The 22,397-nt window shown below is 33.3% G+C and carries 14 protein-coding genes; 2 read left to right on the top strand and 12 right to left on the bottom strand.

Annotated features, from left to right (window positions below):
* Nucleotides 1-4 precede the first annotated feature (4 nt).
* Nucleotides 5-316 carry a PepSY domain-containing protein gene (locus ACXQH5_RS09755; protein ID WP_000163826.1) on the top strand — a complete coding sequence of 104 codons (312 nt, stop codon included), beginning with the start codon at nucleotides 5-7 and terminating at the stop codon, nucleotides 314-316.
* Between the two features lie 122 nt (nucleotides 317-438).
* Here ACXQH5_RS09755 and ACXQH5_RS09750 read toward each other — a convergent pair whose 3' ends face one another.
* From ACXQH5_RS09750 to ACXQH5_RS09715, 8 genes are all read right to left on the bottom strand, one after another.
* Nucleotides 439-1,281, bottom strand: coding sequence for a YtnP family quorum-quenching lactonase (locus ACXQH5_RS09750; protein ID WP_000689583.1), 843 nt, complete (start codon nucleotides 1,279-1,281; stop codon nucleotides 439-441).
* A gap of 470 nt (nucleotides 1,282-1,751) precedes the next feature.
* Nucleotides 1,752-2,396 carry a tRNA (guanosine(46)-N7)-methyltransferase TrmB gene (trmB, locus tag ACXQH5_RS09745; RefSeq protein WP_001266157.1) on the bottom strand — a complete coding sequence of 215 codons (645 nt, stop codon included), beginning with the start codon at nucleotides 2,394-2,396 and terminating at the stop codon, nucleotides 1,752-1,754.
* A 14-nt stretch (nucleotides 2,397-2,410) separates the two neighbouring features.
* Nucleotides 2,411-3,202, bottom strand: coding sequence for a phosphotransferase family protein (locus ACXQH5_RS09740; protein WP_000434769.1), 792 nt, complete (start codon nucleotides 3,200-3,202; stop codon nucleotides 2,411-2,413).
* Nucleotides 3,203-3,751: 549 nt separating this feature from the next.
* Nucleotides 3,752-4,600 carry a D-amino-acid transaminase gene (dat, locus tag ACXQH5_RS09735; protein ID WP_000411085.1) on the bottom strand — a complete coding sequence of 283 codons (849 nt, stop codon included), beginning with the start codon at nucleotides 4,598-4,600 and terminating at the stop codon, nucleotides 3,752-3,754.
* A gap of 3 nt (nucleotides 4,601-4,603) precedes the next feature.
* Nucleotides 4,604-6,013, bottom strand: a complete 1,410-nt coding sequence (gene sapep, locus ACXQH5_RS09730) for an Mn(2+)-dependent dipeptidase Sapep (RefSeq protein ID WP_000265417.1) — start codon at nucleotides 6,011-6,013, stop codon at nucleotides 4,604-4,606.
* A gap of 676 nt (nucleotides 6,014-6,689) precedes the next feature.
* Nucleotides 6,690-7,112 carry a YtxH domain-containing protein gene (locus tag ACXQH5_RS09725; RefSeq protein WP_001051856.1) on the bottom strand — a complete coding sequence of 141 codons (423 nt, stop codon included), beginning with the start codon at nucleotides 7,110-7,112 and terminating at the stop codon, nucleotides 6,690-6,692.
* Nucleotides 7,113-7,128: 16 nt separating this feature from the next.
* A complete protein-coding gene (locus tag ACXQH5_RS09720; RefSeq protein WP_001217128.1) occupies nucleotides 7,129-7,824 on the bottom strand; it encodes a pseudouridine synthase in 696 nt (231 codons plus the stop codon).
* Entirely contained in the window at nucleotides 7,821-9,482 is a 1,662-nt protein-coding gene (locus ACXQH5_RS09715; RefSeq protein WP_000004343.1) for a putative polysaccharide biosynthesis protein, read from the bottom strand. The genes ACXQH5_RS09720 and ACXQH5_RS09715 overlap by 4 nt, the downstream gene beginning before the upstream one ends.
* A 406-nt stretch (nucleotides 9,483-9,888) precedes the next feature.
* On the opposite strand from ACXQH5_RS09715, the gene ACXQH5_RS09710 reads away from it, so the two are divergent.
* Nucleotides 9,889-11,157, top strand: a complete 1,269-nt coding sequence (locus ACXQH5_RS09710) for a BaiN/RdsA family NAD(P)/FAD-dependent oxidoreductase (protein WP_000285005.1) — start codon at nucleotides 9,889-9,891, stop codon at nucleotides 11,155-11,157.
* 116 nt (nucleotides 11,158-11,273) lie between these two features.
* Here ACXQH5_RS09710 and sasC read toward each other — a convergent pair whose 3' ends face one another.
* The 4 genes from sasC to ACXQH5_RS09690 all read right to left on the bottom strand — a co-directional run bounded on the left by sasC (nucleotide 11,274) and on the right by ACXQH5_RS09690 (nucleotide 22,377).
* Nucleotides 11,274-17,831 (bottom strand): LPXTG-anchored aggregation protein SasC, encoded by a 6,558-nt coding sequence (sasC, locus tag ACXQH5_RS09705; protein ID WP_001050576.1) that lies wholly within the window; start codon nucleotides 17,829-17,831, stop codon nucleotides 11,274-11,276.
* A 325-nt stretch (nucleotides 17,832-18,156) separates the two neighbouring features.
* Nucleotides 18,157-18,468: a rhodanese-like domain-containing protein gene (locus ACXQH5_RS09700; RefSeq protein ID WP_000836467.1), complete on the bottom strand. Its 312-nt coding sequence runs from the start codon at nucleotides 18,466-18,468 to the stop codon at nucleotides 18,157-18,159.
* A gap of 21 nt (nucleotides 18,469-18,489) precedes the next feature.
* Entirely contained in the window at nucleotides 18,490-20,907 is a 2,418-nt protein-coding gene (gene leuS, locus ACXQH5_RS09695; protein ID WP_001557386.1) for a leucine--tRNA ligase, read from the bottom strand.
* Nucleotides 20,908-21,195: 288 nt separating this feature from the next.
* The gene (locus tag ACXQH5_RS09690; protein ID WP_001025062.1) at nucleotides 21,196-22,377 is read right to left on the bottom strand and encodes an MDR family MFS transporter; all 1,182 of its coding nucleotides are present in this window, start codon (nucleotides 22,375-22,377) and stop codon (nucleotides 21,196-21,198) included.
* Nucleotides 22,378-22,397: the final 20 nt, after the last annotated feature.

Here is a 22,397-nt window from a genome sequence, read left to right as displayed (position 1 = left end):
AATGATGACTAAACTGAAATATATAATTCCAACAATAATTGCAGTAGCCATTGTAATTATTTCTACCATTTCAATCATCCAATTTATTAATCGTAAACGCTATAATCCCGTTAAAGTACTTAATGAAGTAAAATCATATTTTATGAATGTCAAAGGCTCATATATCGTTTATGAACCATTCGTTCATCCTGAAACTGATAAATACCGTTTAGTTTATCAAGGTGGAATTACAACTATTAAAAATGGTCAAAATATTCATTATGATTTTTATGCAGATGCATATACTGGTGAAGTCATTAACATTGTAGAGCGTTAATACGAATTTTATCCATATTTGATTTGGATCGTAAAACTTAAAAATGAGCCACACCCTAATTAGTAAGATTGGATGTGGCTCAATTTTTTTCTTGAAAATTTGTTTAGTAATAAATCTTTATTTTAGTTATTATCAACTAATGTTTCACGTAAAATATATGCATCTAAGTTTTCACCATCATCGCTGTATTTTACAGCAAAGTAGTTTTCATCATGATAAAACAAGAACCAATATTGTTGCTGGATAAAATATGGTATCATACGTTCCTTTTCACGAATCGATTGCATAGGATAATCATCATATGCTGTTACCCATAGAGGATTTTTATGTGCAGTAGTCGGGAATATATCACCCATATGAACTGCTTTATCTCCTTGACTTTCAATCGTAATGATTGTGTGGCCAAAGCTATGACCTCCACTATGTTGCATCTTGATACCCGGAACCGGTTCAAAATGTTTTTCGAATAAAATCAACTTGTTACTATAATCGCCTTTATTCTTATCCCAGTATGTTGATTTACTTCTTATATTAGGTGCAATAAACTCATGCCACTCATCTTGTTGCACAACATGAATCGCATTTTCAAAAATTGCATGTCCCGCTTGATCAGTCAAACCGGCTGCATGATCAAAATGCATATGTGTCATTAGCACATAATCAATATCCTTTGGCGTTAAATTATAATTTGCCAAATCAGCAATTATATGACTTTCTTCATCTACTCCAAAATTACGTAATTGCTTTTCAGATAATTTACCATTACCAATACCCGCATCTATAATCAAATTATATTGGGCCGTTTGAATCAAAATTGGATGTGTCGGTAAATTGATTTGATTTCGTTCATTTGCATTGTATTGCTTTGACCACAACGGCTTCGGAACAACACCAAACATTGCACCGCCATCCATTTTTGTATTGCCGCCATTTAGATAATGAATAGATATATCCCCGATTTTCATAACATCACCTATTCTTTCTGTATTCGTTATTACAATTAGCATGTGTTTATTACATCATATCACTATTCATAAATGCGAACAAAAACGAAACGCCCCACACTAATACACTTCCAACTACTTATAAAGATTAATGCAATCATATTATATGTAAATGCATCATAACCATCGGACTGTAATTTTAAATTAATAATTAAAATTTCCAAGTAAAATGCAAGCTTTATTCTTTCAAATCAAAGGTATTTAGTATAACATTGTTCATAGGCGCAATTGTCTCCTTTAGTTTAGGTTTGGTCACTTTAAATTACAGAGGCAATAGCGCTTTTTTTATATTCAAAATCAAAAAATCGGACAGATGAAAAGTAAAATACTTTTTTCCATCAGTCCGATTTATTATAGAATCTTTATCTATAGAACCATTATAGTACGAAAAAACACTTATGATTGTATGTGTACATACCCTCATAAGTGCTTTATTTTTGTGAATGGAATTTCGCTTCCATACGATAAATACGTGACCCTTTATCCGAAAATTTCTTTTCATATTCTGTTAAAATATTACTGCCATCGTCTTCTTGATGTAAATTTAGATTTATTTTTGTAAAATACATTCCAAATTGAGACATACTTTCTAAACTGTAGGCAAATAGTCCTCTGTTATCAGTTTTAAAATGTAAATCTCCTTCATCATTTAAGATTTGTTGATACAACGCTAAAAACGTATGATACGTTAAACGTCGTTTTGCATGACGATTTTTTGGCCATGGATCTGAAAAGTTCAAATAAATACGCGAAACTTCGCCGTCTTTAAAATATTCATTTAATTCAATGGCGTCATTACAAATAATCTTTAAATTTGTTAAACCCATCTCTTTAACTTTATCCAATACTTTATAAACGATACTTTTCTCACGTTCCATTGAAATATAGTTAATATGAGGATTTTGAGCAGCTAATGTTGTAATAAACTGCCCCATACCCGAACCAATTTCAATGTGTATCGGTTGCGTTTTATCAAACCATTCAGTCATTTTCCCTGCATGTTGACCGTCCATGTCAACCAATTCAGGATGATCTTTTAAATAATCTTCAGCCCATGGTTTGTATCGAACTCTCATATTTTATTCTCCTCTTAAATAAACATGTTACTATTCATAACTTCATTTAGGAATTTAAGCCAAGTGTTCATATCCTTATATCTTTTTTGCTCTTCATACCATTGAACAAGACCTATAGATTGAATTACCGTATACCATTTCATACGTTTATTTAAATTCAAGCTCTCTTGAACACCATATGTTTCAAGCCATTCAGACCATTGTTGTTGTGGAACATAGTTGTAAAGCAGCATTCCGATATCAATTGCCGGGTCTGCAATCATTGCGCCTTCCCAATCGACTAAAAACAGTTCATCACGATCAGATAATAACCAATTATTATGATTCACATCACCATGTACAACTGTGAAAAAGCGTGAATCTAAACTCGGCATATGCTCTTCCAAATAGGTTAATGATTTTCTCACAATATGATGTGTTAAAACTTCTCTTGATAAAGAGGCATTAATTTTATTAAGCATAATCTCAGGAGTAATGGGTTCCATTTCCATACGCTTTAACATACTTAATAAAGGTCTAGAATTGTGTATCTTCTTTAATAAATGTGCAACTCTTGTTTGCTTCATTTCGTTTGAAGATAGTTCACGGCCATTTTTCCAATGTTGTGCTGTAACAACCTCGCCTGTTTCTATGCGCTTCGTCCATACTAATTTGGGCACAATACCTTCTGCTGATAATGCCGCAATAAATGGATTTGAATTTCGTTTTAAAAACAACTTTTGTCCATCTTGTTCAGCCATATATGCTTCGCCAGATGCACCACCTGCAGAATCAAGTGTCCACCCTAATTGATAAAACTGCTCCAACTCGTCCACCTCACTTTCAATTAGAAAATGGCTCTAGAAATAGGTTTTTCAAGAGCCATATATTCTAATTTATAACACCATACTGGTACAAATATTATGTCCAGATAATTATTGTAAATCCTCAACTAATGCCTACTTTAAACAACTTAAATTAAATCAATATGTCTGTCATTGACACCATACCTTCTAAAGTCGCTTCCATAACATATAATGTTACCGTGTCTAAAACTACATGTTTTTGAATCTTTGTAGGCGATAAACTCTAGTTTTCAAAATAATTACTATCCCATTTTCATGGTTAGCATAAATTTATGAACTGTAACATTTACGTACTTAGTAAAATATGATGCACATCATATTTGTAACTCATAGAAAATTTTATAATTTTTATCATTATATTTCAACTGAAAATGAGAAACAAAATGGCACTTTTTACTAATATGTGTTTTCTAAACAACACTTTTAAGCTTCGTTTTAAATTATAACATAATTCACTTACGAAAGTTGATAAATTTAAGTAATTTAATCTAAAAATATGATGAAAGAATTTTAAATACTGTGTGACTCTATATACTTTTCAAATCCTTCTTGTAGTTGACGTGTAATTGGGCCAACTTTACCATCATTAACTGGTTCACCATCTAATTTAATAACAGGTGTAACCTCAGCTGAAGTACTTGAAACAATAACTTCATCTGCGTTTTTCAAGAAATCTACAGTAAACGTTTCTTCTTTAAATGGGATGTTATAGTCTTCGGCAATTTTTTTAATTACAATTCGTGTAATACCATTAAGAATATAGTTGTTAATCGGATGTGTATAAATCACACCGTCTTTAATTGCATAAGCATTACTTGAAGATCCTTCAGTTACAGTTTCGCCTCGATGTTGAATTGCTTCAACTGCATTATATTTCACAGCATATTCTTTTGCTAATACATTTCCTAATAAGTTCAAGCTTTTAATGTCGCAACGTAACCATCGGATATCTTCAACGGTAACACCATTCACACCATTTTCTAAATGATCATAAGGACGATCATAACTCTTTGTATAAGCAACAATTGCTGGTTCTACTTCAGGTGTCGGGAAGCTATGATTTCTTTCAGCTACACCACGCGTTGCTTGAATATAAATTGCCCCAGTTTCAATTTGATTCATATCAACTAATTTACGAGATAGTTCAATTAATTCTTCTACAGAATAATTTAAATCTAAACCAATCTCATTGGCACTACGTAAAAATCTTTCATAATGTTCTGTTACTGTAAATAACTTACCATTATATACGCGAATGTATTCATAAATACCATCGCCAAATACGTATCCTCTGTCGTTGTATGAAACCTTTGCTTCACTTGGACTTACAAACTCACCATTTAAAAAAATTTTTTCCATATATTATTCCTCCACGCATAATGAATAAATTGCTTCTAAGTAAATACTAGTTGCGTTAAATAACTGTTTTTTAGTGATATATTCATTTTTCTGATGCATTAAATCTTCAGAATCACTAAACATTGCGCCAAATGCTACACCCTTGTCTAAGTTTCTCGCATAAGTACCGCCACCTATAGTATAAGGTTCAGTCATATCATTTGTTTGATTTCTATATGCAGTAACTAACTTTTGTACAAAAGGATCATTTTTATCAACATAATGTGGTGGTTGGACTTTACCTAATTTCACTTCAAAGCCATATTGTTGAATCTCATTTGCAAAACGATCCATAGCTTTTTCAAATTCAAATCCTTCTGGGTAGCGTAAGTTGATACCGAAAAGACCCGCATTTTCATTATCATATGTAATAACACCAATGTTAGTTGTCACATCACCCATGACATCTGTATGGAATTTCATTCCCATCTTTTCACCAAAATCTGAATTAAATAAGTAGCGATTACTAAATGCTACAAACGCTTGTGCATTATTATCAAGATTTAATGATGCTAAGAATTTTAGTAAGTAAAGACCCGCATTCACACCGATAGATGGATCCATACCATGAACCGCTTTACCTTCAACTGTTAAAACTAGAATGCCACTATCAACAGTGCTATCACCTTGTAAATGATTTTGTTCTAAAAAGTACTCAAAGTCTTGAATAACATCTGTCATATTTTCTTTAACAAGCACTCTTGCTTCTGCATGATCAGGCACCATGTTGTAACGTTCACCAGATTTAAAAGTTATTAATTCATAATCAGGTTCATCTTGATCTTCAGTAAGTTTATTTTGAACTAAGTCAAATGTTGTAATGCCTTTTTCACCATGAATACACGGAAATTCTGCATCTGGTGCAAAACCTAATGTTGGCATTTCTTCTGTTTTAAAATAGCGATCCGTACATTTCCAATCAGATTCTTCATCCGTACCAATAATCATATGAATACGTTTCTTCCAATCCACATTCATATCTTCTAATATCTTAATTGCATAATAAGCAGCAATTGTTGGACCTTTGTCATCAAGTGTACCTCTAGCTATGATAGCATCTTCTGTTACAACCGGCTCAAACGGATTACTATCCCATCCATCACCAGCAGGAACAACGTCAACATGACATAAGATACCTAATACGTCATTTCCTTTACCTGCCTCAATTCTTCCTGCAATATGATCCACATCATGTGTTGTAAATCCATCTCTATGTGCAATTTCATACATGTAGTCTAATGCCTTACGAGGACCTGGACCAACTGGTGCGTCTTCTGATGCTTTTGCATCATCTCTCACACTTTCAATTGCTAATAATCCTTTTAAGTCATTAATGATTTGATCTTCGTATTGTTGAACTTTTTCTTTCCACATTCGAAATCGACTTCCTTTTTTCTATAAGTTAAACTCTATTTTACATGAAATGATATAAAAACTACAATAAGATGTCAGAAAATAATAAAAAGGAACAAAACGATGCTATCGATATGACACAAATTATTAATAGCTGCTTTGTTCCTTTTTTAATTTATATATTTAAATCAAGAGCTCGAGATATAAGTCAATGTGCTAGGCACACAATTTAATATTGACAGTAATTAACTGAAAGAAAATGCGCCCCGGGGCCACAACACAGAAGCTGGCCAATAGTCAACTTACAATAATGTGCAAGTTGGCGGGCCCAACATAGAGAATTTCTAAAAGATAAAGAAATACGCTTTCTTTAGATATTAGTATTTCTTATGCATGAATTTCACTCATGTATTCTTCTTTCTATATGCATATTAGCTATGACTAACGATAAAGAACCTGAAACACTAATAAATGTCCTATAGTTTACAATATTATATTGGCAGTAGTTGACTGAATGAAAATACGCTTGTAACAAGCTTTTTTCAATTCTAGTCAACCTTGCCGGCGGGGCCCCAACATAGTAGCTGGCGGAAAGCCAGCTTACAATAATGTGCAAGTTGGGGTGGGACGACGAAATAAATTTTGCGAAAATATGATTTCTGTCCCACTCCCTTATCATTTCTGTCTTACTCACATCTTATTCTTTATCAGATAATGCATTTTTATTCTTTTTTAAATCTTCTTCAGTGACGATACGTAAATTATTATTTGGTGCTGCGCCACCTTCATCATCAAATTTACCTTTTTCAATACTTTCGTCAGTCTTATTGTCATATTCGGTAAATTTTGATTTTTCTTCTTCGAAAAATGCTTTTGGATTATTTTTTAATCTATTAGCATATTCTTTCGGATTTGTTTTTACTTCTTTAATTGTTTCATTAGCAATTGTTCCTAATTGCGTCGCTTTATCCTTAGCATTATCTTTATAGCTTTGAGGATCTTGTTTATATTTATTATATTCTGCTTTCAGCTTGTCACGACTATCTTTACGTGTAACAAGTACAGCTGCTACAGCGCCACCTATACCTAAAATCGCTTTAAATAAATTACCTTTTGCCATATCAATCGTCTCCCTTTTATTTATAATTTAATTTGTCAAAATCATTTTTAGTTAATAAACGATATTCTCCTGAATCTAAATTGCTGTCCAATTCTAAATCAGCAATTTTGATACGTCTTAAATGTAATACCTCATTTTGAATGCTATGAAACATTCGTTTAACTTGATGATATTTTCCTTCATAAATTGTTACGTGTGACGTTTGATTATCAATATAAGTTAATATTGCAGGCTTAACCTTGCCATCAGACAGTGTTACACCTTCTTTAAAAGCTTGAATGTCGTCTTCAGTGATAGGATTTGCTGAAATAACTTCATATTTTTTAGAAACATGTTTGTTTGGACTCATTAATTCATGATTAAAATCACCATCATTCGTTATCAATAAAAGCCCTTCTGTATCTTTATCAAGACGACCAACCGGAAAAATATTTAGATGTTGGTATTCAGGTATTAAATCAATAACGGTTTTTGAATGATGATCTTCAGTTGCCGATATATAACCTTTTGGCTTATTTAACATAATATAGACATTTTCAACGTATTCTATTAATTCTCCACGAACTGATATCATATCGTTTTCTGGTTCTATATGTGTTTTTGGTGATTTAATTACTTGTTCGTTGACATTTACAAGGCCTTTTTTAAGTAACTGTTTGACCTCATTACGTGTACCGACGCCCATATTTGCTAAAAATTTATCTATTCTCATCGTAAAAACCTAACTCTACGTCTTAATTTTTCAGGAATTTCACCTAAAAATTCGTCCGCAAAACGCGTTTTAATTGTGATTGTACCGTAAATTAGAATACCTACTGTAACACCTAAAATAATAATGATTAAGTAACCAAGTTTAGTAGGTTCTAAGAATAGATTTGCAAGGAAGAACACTAATTCTACACCTAGCATCATAATAAATGAATACAAGAATATTTTTGCAAAATGAATCCAACTATAGCTGAATTTAAACTTCGCATATTTTTTAAGAATATAGAAATTACATCCAATTGCAAATAATAATGCGATACTAGTACTTAAAATTGCACCAGGTGTATGGAATAACATAATTAATGGATAGTTTAACGCTAACTTGATAACTACAGAAGCTAAAATAACATAAACTGTTAATTTCTGTTTATCTATACCTTGTAACATTGATGCCGTTACACTTAATAGTGAAATTAGTATTGCTACAGGCGCATAATAGAATAATAAACGACTACCATCATGGTTAGGGTCATGACCTAATACAATTGGATCGTAACCATAGAAAACTGTGAATAATGGTTGTGCCAAGGCCATAATTCCAATACTAGCTGGAACAGTTATAAACATTAATACACCAATAGATGTTCTAATTTGATGATGCATTTCATGTAAGCGACCTTCTGCAAATGTTTTAGTAATATAAGGAATTAAACTTACTGCAAAGCCAGCACTTAATGATGTCGGAATCATTACAATTTTATTAGTTGACATATTTAACATATTAAAGAATATATCTTGTAACTGTGAAGGTATACCAACTAAAGATAAAGCACCGTTATGTGTAAATTGATCTACTAAGTTAAATAATGGGTAATTCAAACTTACAATAACGAACGGAATACTATAAGCAATAATTTCTTTATACATCTTGCCATATGACACATCTATATCTGTGTAATCAGATTCGACCATACGATCAATATTATGCTTACGCTTTCTCCAGTAATACCAGAGTGTGAATATACCAATAATCGCACCAACTGCTGCTGCAAAAGTAGCAATACCATTGGCTAATAAAATAGAACCATCAAAGACATTTAGTACTAAATAACTTCCAATTAATATGAAAATCACGCGTGCAATTTGCTCAGTTACTTCTGACACTGCTGTTGGCCCCATAGATTTATAACCTTGGAATATACCCCTCCATGTCGCTAATACAGGAATAAAGATAACAACCATACTAATGATTCTTATAATCCAAGTAATATCATCGACTGACCAACCGTTTTTATCATGAACATTTCTAGCTAATGTTAATTCAGAAATATAAGGTGCTAGGAAATACAGTACCAAGAAACCTAAAACACCGGTAATACTCATTACAATAAAACTCGATTTATAAAATTTCTGACTGACTTTATATGCCCCAATAGCATTATATTTCGCAACATATTTCGAAGCTGCTAATGGTACACCTGCTGTCGCAACTGCAATTGCAATATTATATGGTGCATAAGCGTATGTGAACGGCGCCATATTTTCTTGTCCACCAATTAAATAGTTGAATGGAATGATAAAAAGTACGCCCAATACCTTGGTAATTAATATACTAATGGTAATTAAAAAGGTTCCACGCACCATTTCTTTACTTTCACTCATTACGAATCTCCCTATCTCATGTTTATTAAAGTTTTGTAAACTAAAAGCTATTTCTTTGTAAAATCATTTTTCATTATTATGAATATATCACAAAACTTTATTTCATTGTCGTATATTCAATGAATTATCATAACAAAATTATCAACGCATTGTCATTGAATACTCGATTTTGATTAGAATATTACGAAATTTCATATAAACATTATACTACTATTTGAGATGAACATCGCATAACAGTAGAAAAATCATTCTTATCATACACATACATCTTCAATTTTTATGAAGTTCACATTATAAATATATTCAACATAATTGTCATCTCATAACACAAGAGATATAGCAAAGTTTAAAAAAGTACTATAAAATAGCAATTGAATGTCCAGTAACAAATTTGGAGGAAGCGTATATGTATCAAACAATTATTATCGGTGGCGGACCTAGCGGCTTAATGGCGGCAGTAGCTGCAAGCGAACAAAGTAGCAATGTGTTACTCATTGAAAAAAAGAAAGGTCTAGGTCGTAAACTCAAAATATCTGGTGGCGGTAGATGTAACGTAACTAATCGATTACCATATGCTGAAATTATTAAGAACATTCCTGGAAATGGGAAATTTTTATATAGTCCCTTTTCAATTTTTGATAATGAATCCATCATAGATTTTTTTGAGTCTAGGGGTGTTAAATTAAAAGAAGAAGATCACGGGCGTATGTTTCCAGTCTCCAACAAAGCACAAGACGTGGTTGATACATTAGTGACAACTATCGAACGCCAACATGTAACGATTAAAGAAGAAGAAGCTGTTAGTAGAATCGAAGTTAATACAGACCAAACTTTCACTGTACATACTCAAAGCAGCAGCTATGTAAGTCATTCACTTGTGATTGCTACAGGTGGTACAAGTGTCCCTCAAACAGGTTCAACTGGTGATGGTTATAAGTTCGCACAAGGTTTAGGTCATACCATTACAGAGTTATTCCCGACCGAAGTTCCAATTACATCAGCTGAACCTTTCATCAAATCCAATCGTCTAAAAGGTTTAAGTTTAAAAGATGTTGAATTGTCAGTACTTAAGAAAAATGGTAAAAAACGCATCAGTCATCAAATGGATATGTTATTTACTCATTTTGGTATCAGTGGTCCAGCTACATTAAGATGTAGTCAGTTTGTTTATAAAGAACAAAAAAATCAAAAGACACAGCATATTTCTATGGCAATCGATGCATTTCCTGAATTAAACCATGAACAATTAAAACAACACATCACATCATTATTATCGGACACACCAGATAAAATCATTAAAAACAGCTTGCATGGACTAATTGAAGAGCGCTATTTACTGTTCATGCTGGAACAAGCTGGAATCGATGAAAATACCACATCACATCACTTATCAAATCAACAATTGAACGACTTAGTAAATACGTTTAAAGGGTTTGAATTTAAGGTAAACGGGACATTACCTATAGATAAGGCATTTGTCACAGGCGGTGGCGTGTCACTTAAAGAAATTCAACCTAAAACAATGATGTCTAAATTAGTCCCGGGATTATTTTTATGTGGTGAAGTATTAGATATTCATGGTTATACTGGTGGTTATAATATTACAAGTGCACTCGTAACAGGACATGTCGCTGGATTATATGCCGGTCATTACTCACATGCATCAATGGAATAATAGTATAAAATTTGGTTCGATTCTCTTTTGTAGATCAACTTTTTCATTCAATTAAAAATGACCTTAATATAACCGATTCACTAAAAAGTGTCGTTATATTAAGGTCATTTCGTTAATTATGATTCTTTTTCGTTTTTAGTACGTCTTCTAGCTAACAAAGCCGCACCTGTAATCAGTGCAAATTCTTTCAATGGTAAATCCATTCCTTCAGAACCTGTATTTGGAAGTTCTTTGTCAACTTTGCGTGGTTTATGTGTCGCTTCTTTTTTAATAGGCGTACAAACTTTTGGAGCTGACTGAATTACTTTTGGTGATACTTTCGTCGCTTCAGCTGGTAATTTAATTGCTAAAATTTCATCAACAATGAATTGCGTATGTTGTTTGATGTCATTTAATGTCGCATCTTCATCAATCATTATATTGCCATCTGCAACATATTGATCAATTAATACTTTTACTTTAGCTAATTGTTCTGGTGTTGCGATCGCTTTGAATTTCGCATATGTTTGTTGAGCAATGTTATCAATGCGCAGTAAGCTATTTTCTTTTTCAGTAATTACTGCTTCTATATCGCCTAATGCAACATTAAATCGTTTTAAAACTGCATCTACATCAGCATTAGTTCGTGCTGTTTTTAATTCTTCATCCATTTGTAATTTTAATGCAGTTATAGCTTTTAATGCATCAGCCTTATTACGATCACTTACTTTTCGATAATTTTGCACTAAATCAGTGACGCGTGCAAGATCATCATTAATCGTTTTTTCAGCATCTGGCTTTTTAATAGGATGTACATCTAAATCATGTATTGTTTGTAGATTTAATGATGCTGTTTTATCAACTTGTGTATTGCTACGATCTTGATCAATTTGTCCAATAGCAGTGTCATAAATATTTTGTAACTGTGCTAATATACTATTTCTTTCTTCTACCGTTGCTTGTATATTCGCTTCAATTGCTTGTTTTTTATCGTTGAATAATGTTGTCAATTGTTCTCGAGCAGACGCCTTTCTGTTAATAACAGGTTCGATTTCACGAATTTCGTTTTTCTCATCATGCAATAAATATGCCACATCAGCATTAGTCACTGCACTAGCAATTTGTTGTTTAGCTTTAATTAACTCTTTTTCAACTTGGGCAATTGCAGCATTTTGTTCTTCATCTGTCGCTTCGTTATTTGCTTTAATTAAATTAATTTTATTTGTAGCGATATTTTGAATTTGTTGTAATGCTGTTGCTTTAACTGTTGTCGCTGGTTTAATTTTTGAAATAATATTTTGAGTATTTATACTATCTTGATTAACTTGAGCAGTCTTATCTGCATGATTGATCTGATCAATAGCCTGATTAAGTGCTTGTTCTACTAAATGTTTAGCAGCTAGTCTTTCTTCTTCAGTTGATAAATCGCTTTGATCGATTAGTGCATTTTGAGCTTCGGCTTTTATACCAACAGATTGACGCGCTGATGGTTTAACTTGAACTTTAGGTAAAATCACTTTGATGTTGTCGTTGCCATCAGTCTCAGTTCGATCCACTTCTGCATTCGTTTTGTTTTGTGCAATGTCATTTTTAATTGTATTTACAATTTTATTTAAAGTATCAATAGCAACATCTCTTTCATCTTGAGTAGTATCCAACGTATTTCGGATTGCATCGAGTTGATTTTTATTATTTTCTTCAATGCTATCAAGCGCAGCTCGTTTACGTCTTACTTTAGGTTTTATTTGCTCTATTGCCTTTATTGTTTGATTTCTAACATCAGTAACAGCAGCATCTTGATTTGTATTTTCTATTTCTTGTTGTGCTTGTTTGAGTGTGTCGCTAATTAATTGATTCGCTTCATCTAATTCATCAACTGTTGCATGTGGTGTATCTTTTATTAATTCTACTTGATTTTCTGCACTTGCTTTTATTGCTTGTTGTGCTTCAGGCTTAATTACAATACGAGGTTGTACACCTTTTAGTGTAGCAATGCCATTTGTTTCAACACGTTTCACATCATTATTCGTTACTGCTTGATTGATGTTTTGTAATGCGAGTTTTTCATTATTCGCTAATTGATTTAAAGCAACTTGTTTTTCTTCATCAGTCGCATGTTCAGCTTGCTCAATTTCTTGCTTTTTAGCTTCATATTGTTGCTTAACTGCATCTCTAGCACCAGCTCTAACAATATGTTCAGGCGTTACTAAAGCAATGCTATCAAGCGCTTGACTAGTTGTATCATCAACTTGTTGATTTGTTCTATTATTCGTAATATCTGTCATGGCTTGATTTACAAATTCATTGATTTTATCTAGTGCTGCTTGTCTTTCTTCTGCTGTCGCTTCTTTATCCTGATTAATCTTCGCACGTAATTCATTCGCTTTTTGATTGATTTTTTCACGTGCAGCTGGTTTAACTTTAGTTTCAGGTTGAATAATTTTAATTGCTGATACACCATTTGTTGCTGCTTGATTCACCTGACTGTTCATTTGAGCTTGGTCAATAGCTGCAAGTGCTTTTTCTTTTTCTTTAGCTAATGCTTGTGAAGCAACTTCTTTCTCATTATCTGTTGAATCAAGACTATTATCAATTTGCTGTTGCTTTTCTTTAACAGCTTTTTCAATATCTGCAATTGCCTTTGGTTTAATTACTACTTCAGCTTCAACATTATCTATAGCATTTATCGCTTGATTTGTAGTTGCGTCTACCTGATCATTTGTTTGGTTTTGATTAATTTGATTAAATGCTTGATCTTTAAGTTGATTGATTTGATTAACAGCAGCCTGCTTTTCTTCATCAGTTGCATTAGGCGTTTGTTTAACCGCTTCAATACGCTTCGCCACTTCAGCAGTGATTTTATCTCGCGCTGCTTGTTTTTTTACTACGTCAACTTGAACAGCATCGATATTATTCTCTGCCACTGTCGTAGCTTGGTCTACTTCCGCATTTGTGTTAGCTTGTTTAATACTTTCAATAGCTTGTTGTCTGTCTTGATTTAAAGTATTAATCGCAGCATTTTTCTCATCATTCGTTGCATCTGGTGTAGCATTGATTTCAGCTAATTTAGCATTATAATGCTGATTGATTTGTGCTAATGCTGAAGGTTTTTTAACAATATTTGGCTGAATCGCATTAATTGCTTTTGTACCTAATTGTTGCGCTTGATCTACTTCCGCATTTGTATCAGCTTGATTTATATTATTAATTGCCGTTGCTAACTCTTGATCCACTTGATTTAAAGCCACTTGCTTTTCTTCAGTTGTTGCATTTGTGTTTTGATTAATTTCTTGCTTTTTAGCAGTTGCTAAATCATTTAATACACCTGTAGCAGTTTGTTTCTTCGTTACATGCGGTTGAACTGCGCCGATTTGATTGACTGCATCGTCTCTAATACTATTGACCATCGCAGTAGTAGACGTCACACCAATATCAGTTAATGCTCTATTTTTAAGTGTATTTACACGATCTATCGCTTCTTGCTTCTCTTCTCGAGTCGCACCTGGTGTAGCATTGATATTCGTAATAGCCTCTCGCGCTTTATCATTTACAGCATTTCGAGCATCCGTTTTAACTTGTGTTGCCGGTTGAATCACAACTATATTTTGTGTGCCCTGATCTTTTGCTTGTGCAACTTCTTGATTCGTATCTGCTGCATTAATATTTTGCTTCGCTGTGGCTACAGCTTGATCAAGTAATTGTTGTGCTGCTTGTTGTTCTTCGAGCGTCGCATCATTATTATTAAATATCGTATTATGTTGCGTTTCCGCACTTTTATCGATGGCATTTTTTGCATCTGTTTTTACTTTTGTAGCTGGTGTAATTGCTTGTATTCCTTGAATCGCATTTGTCTTCACTTGTTCAACATCAGCATTGGTATTAGCGTTTAAAATGTTTGTATTTGCTGCAGTTACAGCAGCATTCACTTTGTCAATTGCTGCTTGTCTTTCTTCTTGAGTCGCATCAGGATTAGCATTGATCTCTGCGATATGTTGTTGTACATCATGTGATACGGCATCCCTTGCAGCTTGCTTAACAACAGTTACCGGAGCAATTGGATTAATGGCATTTAGACCATCACCTTTGGCGTTATCAACATCAGCATTTGTTGTTGCTTGATTAATTTGTTCTAAAGCATGGTTGGTTGCTTGAGTTAATTCGTTCAATGCTGCATTTTTCTCTTCCTGCGTTGCTTCTCTATTATTATTTATTTGTTGTCTTTTCGTTGCTGTTGCTTGGTTAATTGCATCTCTTGCAGCTTGTTTATGTGTCACTTGAGGAACAACTGCTCCTATAGTATTGATGCCATTATTTTTAGCTGTTTCAACATCATCATTGGTAGTAGCATTCGTAACATTATCAATAGCATCTGTTTCATCCGTTGTTAATTGATTTAATGCATCTTGAATTTCATCTTGAGTAGCATCTGGTGTGTTATTGATAATTTCTCTTTGTTTCGCTGCTTTATCACGTATAGCTTTTTTAGCATTTGGTTTAACAACCGGTGTTGCAGTATCACCACTTAAGGTCTGTATACCTTGATCTTTAATTCTAGTAACGCCATCACCAGTCGTTTGGTCACCAATATCACCAATAATATTGCCTTTGTGTTCCTCGATAATTTGATTCGCTGCTTGTTTTTCTTCATCTGTCAGTTCATCATTTTGGTTAATTAAATCTTGCATTTGATCAGCTTTTTGATTTACTGCATTTTCAGCATCAACACTTCGAATTAACGTGTGTTGCATTTGATTAGTTAATGTATCAATATCTGCTTGAGATACTCTTTGATCTAATGGAACATTGTTACGATTTTCATCTAAAATTGTTTGTGCACGTCTTTTGAGAGCATTAAAAATATCTAATGAGGCAAATGTATAATCTGCTTGTTGAATTCGTCTATCAACTTCACCTTGTAATGCGTCTTTATTCATTATGATATCGATTGTATATGGATTAGTACTTACAGTATGACTTTCAGCAGGTGAATTAATAAAATCTTGTGTATATGTCTTATATGTTAATGTATCGTTAAATGTTACTTTTCTTGGTGTTGGAACATTATTAACACGCAACTTATACTTTAAATCCAATATTTTATCAGGCATTAGTCTTGCTGGGGAGTTCGCTGTACCTCCACCAGTACTTTTTATTGTTATCACTCGATTCGCCGCATCATACGTCACATTAAAATCATTCATATCAACACCTGAATTACTGCTTGGAAAATCTTTAGTTAAAGAATTATTCACATATTCAACACCTTCAGGTAATTGAATTTTATAAACAAATTCATCTGTGTCAAAAGAAGCACCAGAATTACCGTTATTTTTTAGTGATGTTGTAACAGTAAATTCTTTATTATTTGTTGCTGTCGGTTCCATTGTTCGTCTTTCAACATAAACATGTGACCCAGAATGAAGTCCGATAGAGTCAACAAAGCTATAGTATTTGTAACCATCTTTTAGTTGATAAATTCCGTTTGCATCTGTAATTGCATCATTTTTAGGTACAAATTGGATTTTAAGGCTATTTACATTATCTGGTACTTTGAATAATCGTAAAGTTGGTCCGTCTTCAATAGTCTTTTCAGCAATCGTATCGTTAGTGGCACCATTTTTAATAATGACATTTGTTGCCCCTTGACCGTTTTTAGTTGGCATAGTATTAAATTCAAAGATTAATTCAGAATTTGGATTTACTGTTAATGATTTTTCAATACCATTAAAATCTCCATGATTACTAGTATCAGTTCCGCTTATACGTCCTAATGCAAGTACATTGCCTTGTGCCTGATAGGTTCTATTGCTCCCAGCCTGAAACATGTTTGTTCTTACCATCGCATGACTTAGCACACCTACTTTACCACCATTGATAAGAGTAAAGCCTGGTAAATTATCAACCACTGTTACTGATGGTACTGAGCGGTTGGTACTTGGTCTAATACTATTGTCATCAAATGATAGCACTTCATTAGGTGCATTTTGCCCAACATTATTTCCATTTGGATCAGTTGTTGGCGTATACGTCGCTGTATTTCCAGCTGACGCAGTGCCATTAGCCGCTGCAGCCGCTGGATCTGCTGGAGTTGCATTAGGATCTGCAGGTGCCGCACGTCTACTTCTCTTTTTCGGTCTATTAGATGCTTGTTCAGCAATTGCAACTAGCTCTGGTTTATCAGAAGAATGACGAACATCTTCTTGAATTTCCTTTAAAGTTAGATGTCCTCCTGAACCATTTTCATTTGTTTTATTTGGTACATTTAATGTGGTATTATTCGAAACTACATCATTATTATTAGCGTTTGACACTGTCTCAGTTGCTGTTGTATTGCCATCTGTATGATTATTGTTTTGTGCTGAAGGCGTACTTGATTGCACTGATGTTGGCGTAGCTTGATTTGCTATACTACCATTATTATGATTAACCAATGCTTGATTCGTTGATTGATTGGTTGTTGCAGATTGATTAGGTGTATTCTGCGCACTATTTGCTAAACCTCTATTATTAGCAACATTTGTATCTTGTGAATTTACAGGTGTTGCTTGATTAGTATCGCTTTGTACATTATTATCCGTAGTTAAGGCTTGTGCACCATTTGGGTTTGAAAGTAATAAAACTGTTCCGATTAAAGTAGAGAATATGCCTACTTTATACTTCCTAATACTATATTTATTTTTCTTTAACAAATTCATTTCATTTTCCTCCTGGTTGTCTGTTCTCTGCTGTGTTGTTTAGAATTATGCTAAAAATATACGCTCTCTCATATTATGTTTATAGCTATATTATTTTGTACAATATTTTAAGTTCACTCAATTTTATCATCATCATTTTATAAAATAAAGTTTTATTTTATTACAATTTAGTTTCCGTTTTGTAATTAAAATCTTAATAAAACATAACAAGAACGCTTTAGATTGTTTTGTGACTGAAAGCAATTCATACCAAAAAACACCAAGCAACCGAAACGTTACTTGGTGTCATTACAAATGTAATATTATTTTAATTTATGTCACTACTTTAAATACTTTTTATTTCCAAACCTTCATCGCCCCAAGCGTGCATGCCGCCTTCGACATTTACGGCACCAATGCCATTTGCCTCTAAATATTCTACAACTTTAGCGCTTCGAACTCCACCAGCACATACAATATAATATATTTCATTTTTATTAAATGAATTTAAATTATCCGGAATGGTATCCATTGGAATTAACTTTGCATTAGGAATATATCCCATTGCTGTTTCTTCTTCAGTACGAACATCAACAATTTGAACTGGTTTAGATTCTAAAAGTTTGTTTTTTAATTCATCTGTAGTAATTGACTTCATTTTAAAGTCCTCCTTAAAACATTATTTAGCTACAATATTGACTAATTTTTGAGGAACAGCGATGACTTTCATGATGTCTTTACCTTCAATACTCGCTTTAACATTGTCATTAGATAAGGCAATTTCTTGCATTTCTTCTTTTGATGTATCTTTAGCAATTTTAATTTTAGCTCTCAATTTACCATTAACTTGAACAACGATTTCTACTTCATCATCTACAAGTAGTGCTTCGTCATAAGTTGGCCAAGGTTGGTACGTAATAGACTCTTCATGTCCTAATTTTGACCATAATTCTTCACCGATATGTGGTGCAATAGGTGCTAACATTTTAACGAAGCCTTCAATGTAAGGTTTATAAACTTCATCAACTTTATAACACTCATTAATAAATACCATTAATTGACTAATAGCAGTATTAAATCCTAATGTTTCAAAGTCTTCTGTTACCTTTTTAACAGTTTGGTTATAAACTTTATCTAAAGATTTATTATTTGTAGTTACAATTTTTGAACTCAATGTTCCATCTTCATTTACCATTAAACGCCATACGCGATCTAAGAATCGACGAGACCCATCTAAGCCTTTTTCACTCCATGCAATTGCAGCATCTAAAGGTCCCATAAACATTTCGTAAAGACGTAAAGTATCTGCACCATGAGACTGTACTATATCATCAGGATTGATTACATTTCCTTTAGATTTACTCATCTTCTCATTACCTTCTCCTAAAATCATACCTTGGTTAAATAATTTTTGGAAAGGTTCTTTAGTAGGTACGATGCCCAAATCATAAAGGACTTTATGCCAAAATCTTGCATATAATAAGTGAAGAACCGCATGTTCTACTCCACCGATATATAAATCAACAGGTAACCAATGTTTTAATTTTTCGGGATCTGCTAACATATTTTCATTTTTAGGATCGATGTAACGTAAATAATACCAACAACTACCTGCCCATTGTGGCATCGTATTTGTTTCACGACGTCCTTTCATACCTGTTTTTTCATCTACAACATTTACAAATGAATCAATATTAGCTAGTGGAGACTCACCAGTCCCTGATGGCTTGATTTCATCTGTTTCAGGTAACAACAATGGTAGCTCTTCTTCAGGAACAGTTGTCATTGTTCCATCTTCCCAATGAATGACAGGAATTGGTTCGCCCCAATAACGCTGACGACTGAATAACCAATCTCTTAATTTGTAATTAACTTTCTTTTCGCCAGCACCTTTTTGCTCTAATAATTGAATAGCTTTAGTAATTGCCGCTTCATTTTCTAAACCATCAAGTTCACCAGAATTAATATGTTTACCTTCACCAGTGTATGCTGCTTCTTCAACATTACCACCTTCGATGACTTCAATGATTGGCAAATCAAACTTTTTAGCAAATTCATAATCTCTGTCATCATGCGCTGGTACTGCCATAATTGCTCCAGTACCATATGTTGATAATACATAATCAGCAATCCAAATTTGTACTTTTTCACCAGATAAAGGATTAATTGCATATGCACCAGTAAACACACCTGATTTATCTTTTGCTAAATCTGTACGTTCTAAATCTGACTTTTTAGAAGCTTCTGTTTGATAAGCTTTTACTTTTTCTTTATATTCATCAGTTGTAATTGAATTAACTAATGCATGTTCAGGACTTAAGACTAAGAATGATGCACCATAGATTGTATCTGGTCTAGTCGTAAATACTTCTACTTTTCCTTCCGTATTATCTACATCAAATGAAACTTTGGCCCCTTCAGAACGTCCAATCCAATTGCGCTGCATATCTTTTAAAGACTCAGGCCAATCTAAATCATCTAAATCTGCTAATAATTGATCTGCATATTCTGTGATTTTAAGTACCCATTGTTTCATCGGCTTACGATAAACTGGATGTCCACCACGTTCAGAGACACCATCAATCACTTCTTCGTTAGATAAAACAGTACCTAATGCTGGACACCAGTTAACTGCAACTTCATCAACGTATGCTAAACCTTTGTTATATAACTGTATGAAAATCCACTGTGTCCATTTATAGTATTCTGGATCTGTTGTATTAACTTCACGATCCCAATCATAACTGAACCCTAATTCTTTAATTTGTCGTTTAAAAGTTTGGATATTTTTCTTTGTAAATTCACGTGGGTCGTTGCCTGTGTCTAAAGCATATTGCTCTGCTGGTAATCCGAATGCATCCCACCCCATCGGATGTAACACATTATATCCTTGCATTCTCTTATATCTTGAAATGATATCTGTTGCTGTATAGCCCTCAGGATGTCCAACATGTAAACCAGCACCTGATGGATATGGAAACATGTCTAAAGCATAAAATTTCTTTTGACCTAAGTTATCATTTGTTTTAAATGTTTTATTTTCGTCCCAATAGTCTTGCCATTTCTTTTCAATTTGATTGTGGTTGTAATTCAACACATTTCCTCCTATTCAATAAAAAAAGACACCTCTAACTATTCTATTTACATAGGGACGACATTTGCCGCGTTACCACCCTATTTCACAAAAATTGTGCACTCATTTTAATAGTAAGAGATGTCATTCATTCAATTTAAAATTATTACGATTTACATTTAGTCCTTAACACTAGCTCTCAGCATCACTAGCTTTCTGTAGAAAAGCTCCAAACGAAATTAAATTATACAAATTAATATTATGTTATAACGACATTTATTTCAAGTCTATAACGTTAATTCTATTTACTCATTATGCATCTATTTTTTTAGGTTGCGTATTATTCTCCTTGAAAATCATTAATAATATTAATGCAAATACAAGTAGTACCATCATACCGATAAACATCATGCGCATATTAAACGCATCAACTAATACACCACCAAGAAATGGACCGAATGCCTTTCCTACTGTAGCAGCTGAATTCACAAAACCTTGGTACTGTCCTTGCTTACCATCTGGCGCTAACTGATTGGCTATAGTTGGAACTGCTGGCCATACAAACATTTCTCCAAAAGTTAAAATAATCATACCGACAACAAATATTGTAAAGTTTTCGGCAAAGCTCGTAACAAAGAACGACAACATAAAAATGATGATGCCGACAAACATTTGCTTCTTTAAGTTTCCTTTTAACAGATAGAGAATCGGTTTAATTAATGGTTGTGCTACTAAAATCATTATTCCGTTAATTGTCCATAAAACACTATATTGTGCCATTGAAATATTAATAGATTGTGTAAATGATGCGATTGTAGACTCCCATTGAATATACGCAACCCAACAAATTGCAAACATTGCACAAATTAGTACTAATGAAATAAATCTTGCTTTATTCTTTTTACCAGTAATATCTAAATGAGTTGGATATTTAACTTTCGCATTAATTTCAATATTAAATTGCGTTACCGCGACAAGCGCAAACACAACATACATAATAAGATTGGCTAAAAAGATATAGTTAAAGCTAAATTCTGCGACAAAGCCGCCCATTGCTGCGCCGACAGCCACACCAATATTTTGCGCTAAGTATATCGCATTAAACGTTTGCCTTCCGCCATTCGGCCACACTGCTCCAGCCATTGCGTATATCGCAGGAATAATCATTCCGCCACCAAAGCCTAACATTACAAGCCATACAGCATACCAAGGCCACCCGTGAAAGAAATTAAGTAGCGTTGTACTACAAAGACAAGTGAAAGTTCCAATTAAAATCGTCTTGTATCCACCTAATTTATCAAATAGTGAACCACCTAATAAGTTTCCAATAACCATGCCAAATGAATTTATCATTAGCACTAAACCAGCAACAGTTAAACTTTTTCCAAGTTCTTGTTTCATATAAATTGTATTTAAAGGCCACAAAAAACTGGAACCAGTAATATTTAACGCCATGCCAATTACTAGCCACCAGACTGATTTAGGTATATTCATATTTCATAGTTCCTCTCTCT

The organism is Staphylococcus sp. SA22 (assembly GCF_054165785.1).
Note: the sequence above shows the minus strand (reverse complement) of the source record. Positions and strands in the feature narration are given on the sequence as shown.

Excerpts from the sequence above, each read along its gene's own strand:
- ACXQH5_RS09755 (WP_000163826.1), top strand. The coding sequence starts at position 5 with ATGACTAAACTGAAATATATAATTCCAACAATAATTGCAGTAGCCATT.
- ACXQH5_RS09750 (WP_000689583.1), bottom strand. The coding sequence starts at position 1,281 with ATGAAAATCGGGGATATATCTATTCATTATCTAAATGGCGGCAATACA.
- trmB (WP_001266157.1), bottom strand. The coding sequence starts at position 2,396 with ATGAGAGTTCGATACAAACCATGGGCTGAAGATTATTTAAAAGATCAT.
- dat (WP_000411085.1), bottom strand. The coding sequence starts at position 4,600 with ATGGAAAAAATTTTTTTAAATGGTGAGTTTGTAAGTCCAAGTGAAGCA.
- sapep (WP_000265417.1), bottom strand. The coding sequence starts at position 6,013 with ATGTGGAAAGAAAAAGTTCAACAATACGAAGATCAAATCATTAATGAC.
- ACXQH5_RS09725 (WP_001051856.1), bottom strand. The coding sequence starts at position 7,112 with ATGGCAAAAGGTAATTTATTTAAAGCGATTTTAGGTATAGGTGGCGCT.
- ACXQH5_RS09720 (WP_001217128.1), bottom strand. The coding sequence starts at position 7,824 with ATGAGAATAGATAAATTTTTAGCAAATATGGGCGTCGGTACACGTAAT.
- ACXQH5_RS09715 (WP_000004343.1), bottom strand. The coding sequence starts at position 9,482 with ATGAGTGAAAGTAAAGAAATGGTGCGTGGAACCTTTTTAATTACCATT.
- ACXQH5_RS09710 (WP_000285005.1), top strand. The coding sequence starts at position 9,889 with ATGTATCAAACAATTATTATCGGTGGCGGACCTAGCGGCTTAATGGCG.
- sasC (WP_001050576.1), bottom strand. The coding sequence starts at position 17,831 with ATGAATTTGTTAAAGAAAAATAAATATAGTATTAGGAAGTATAAAGTA.
- ACXQH5_RS09700 (WP_000836467.1), bottom strand. The coding sequence starts at position 18,468 with ATGAAGTCAATTACTACAGATGAATTAAAAAACAAACTTTTAGAATCT.
- ACXQH5_RS09690 (WP_001025062.1), bottom strand. The coding sequence starts at position 22,377 with ATGAATATACCTAAATCAGTCTGGTGGCTAGTAATTGGCATGGCGTTA.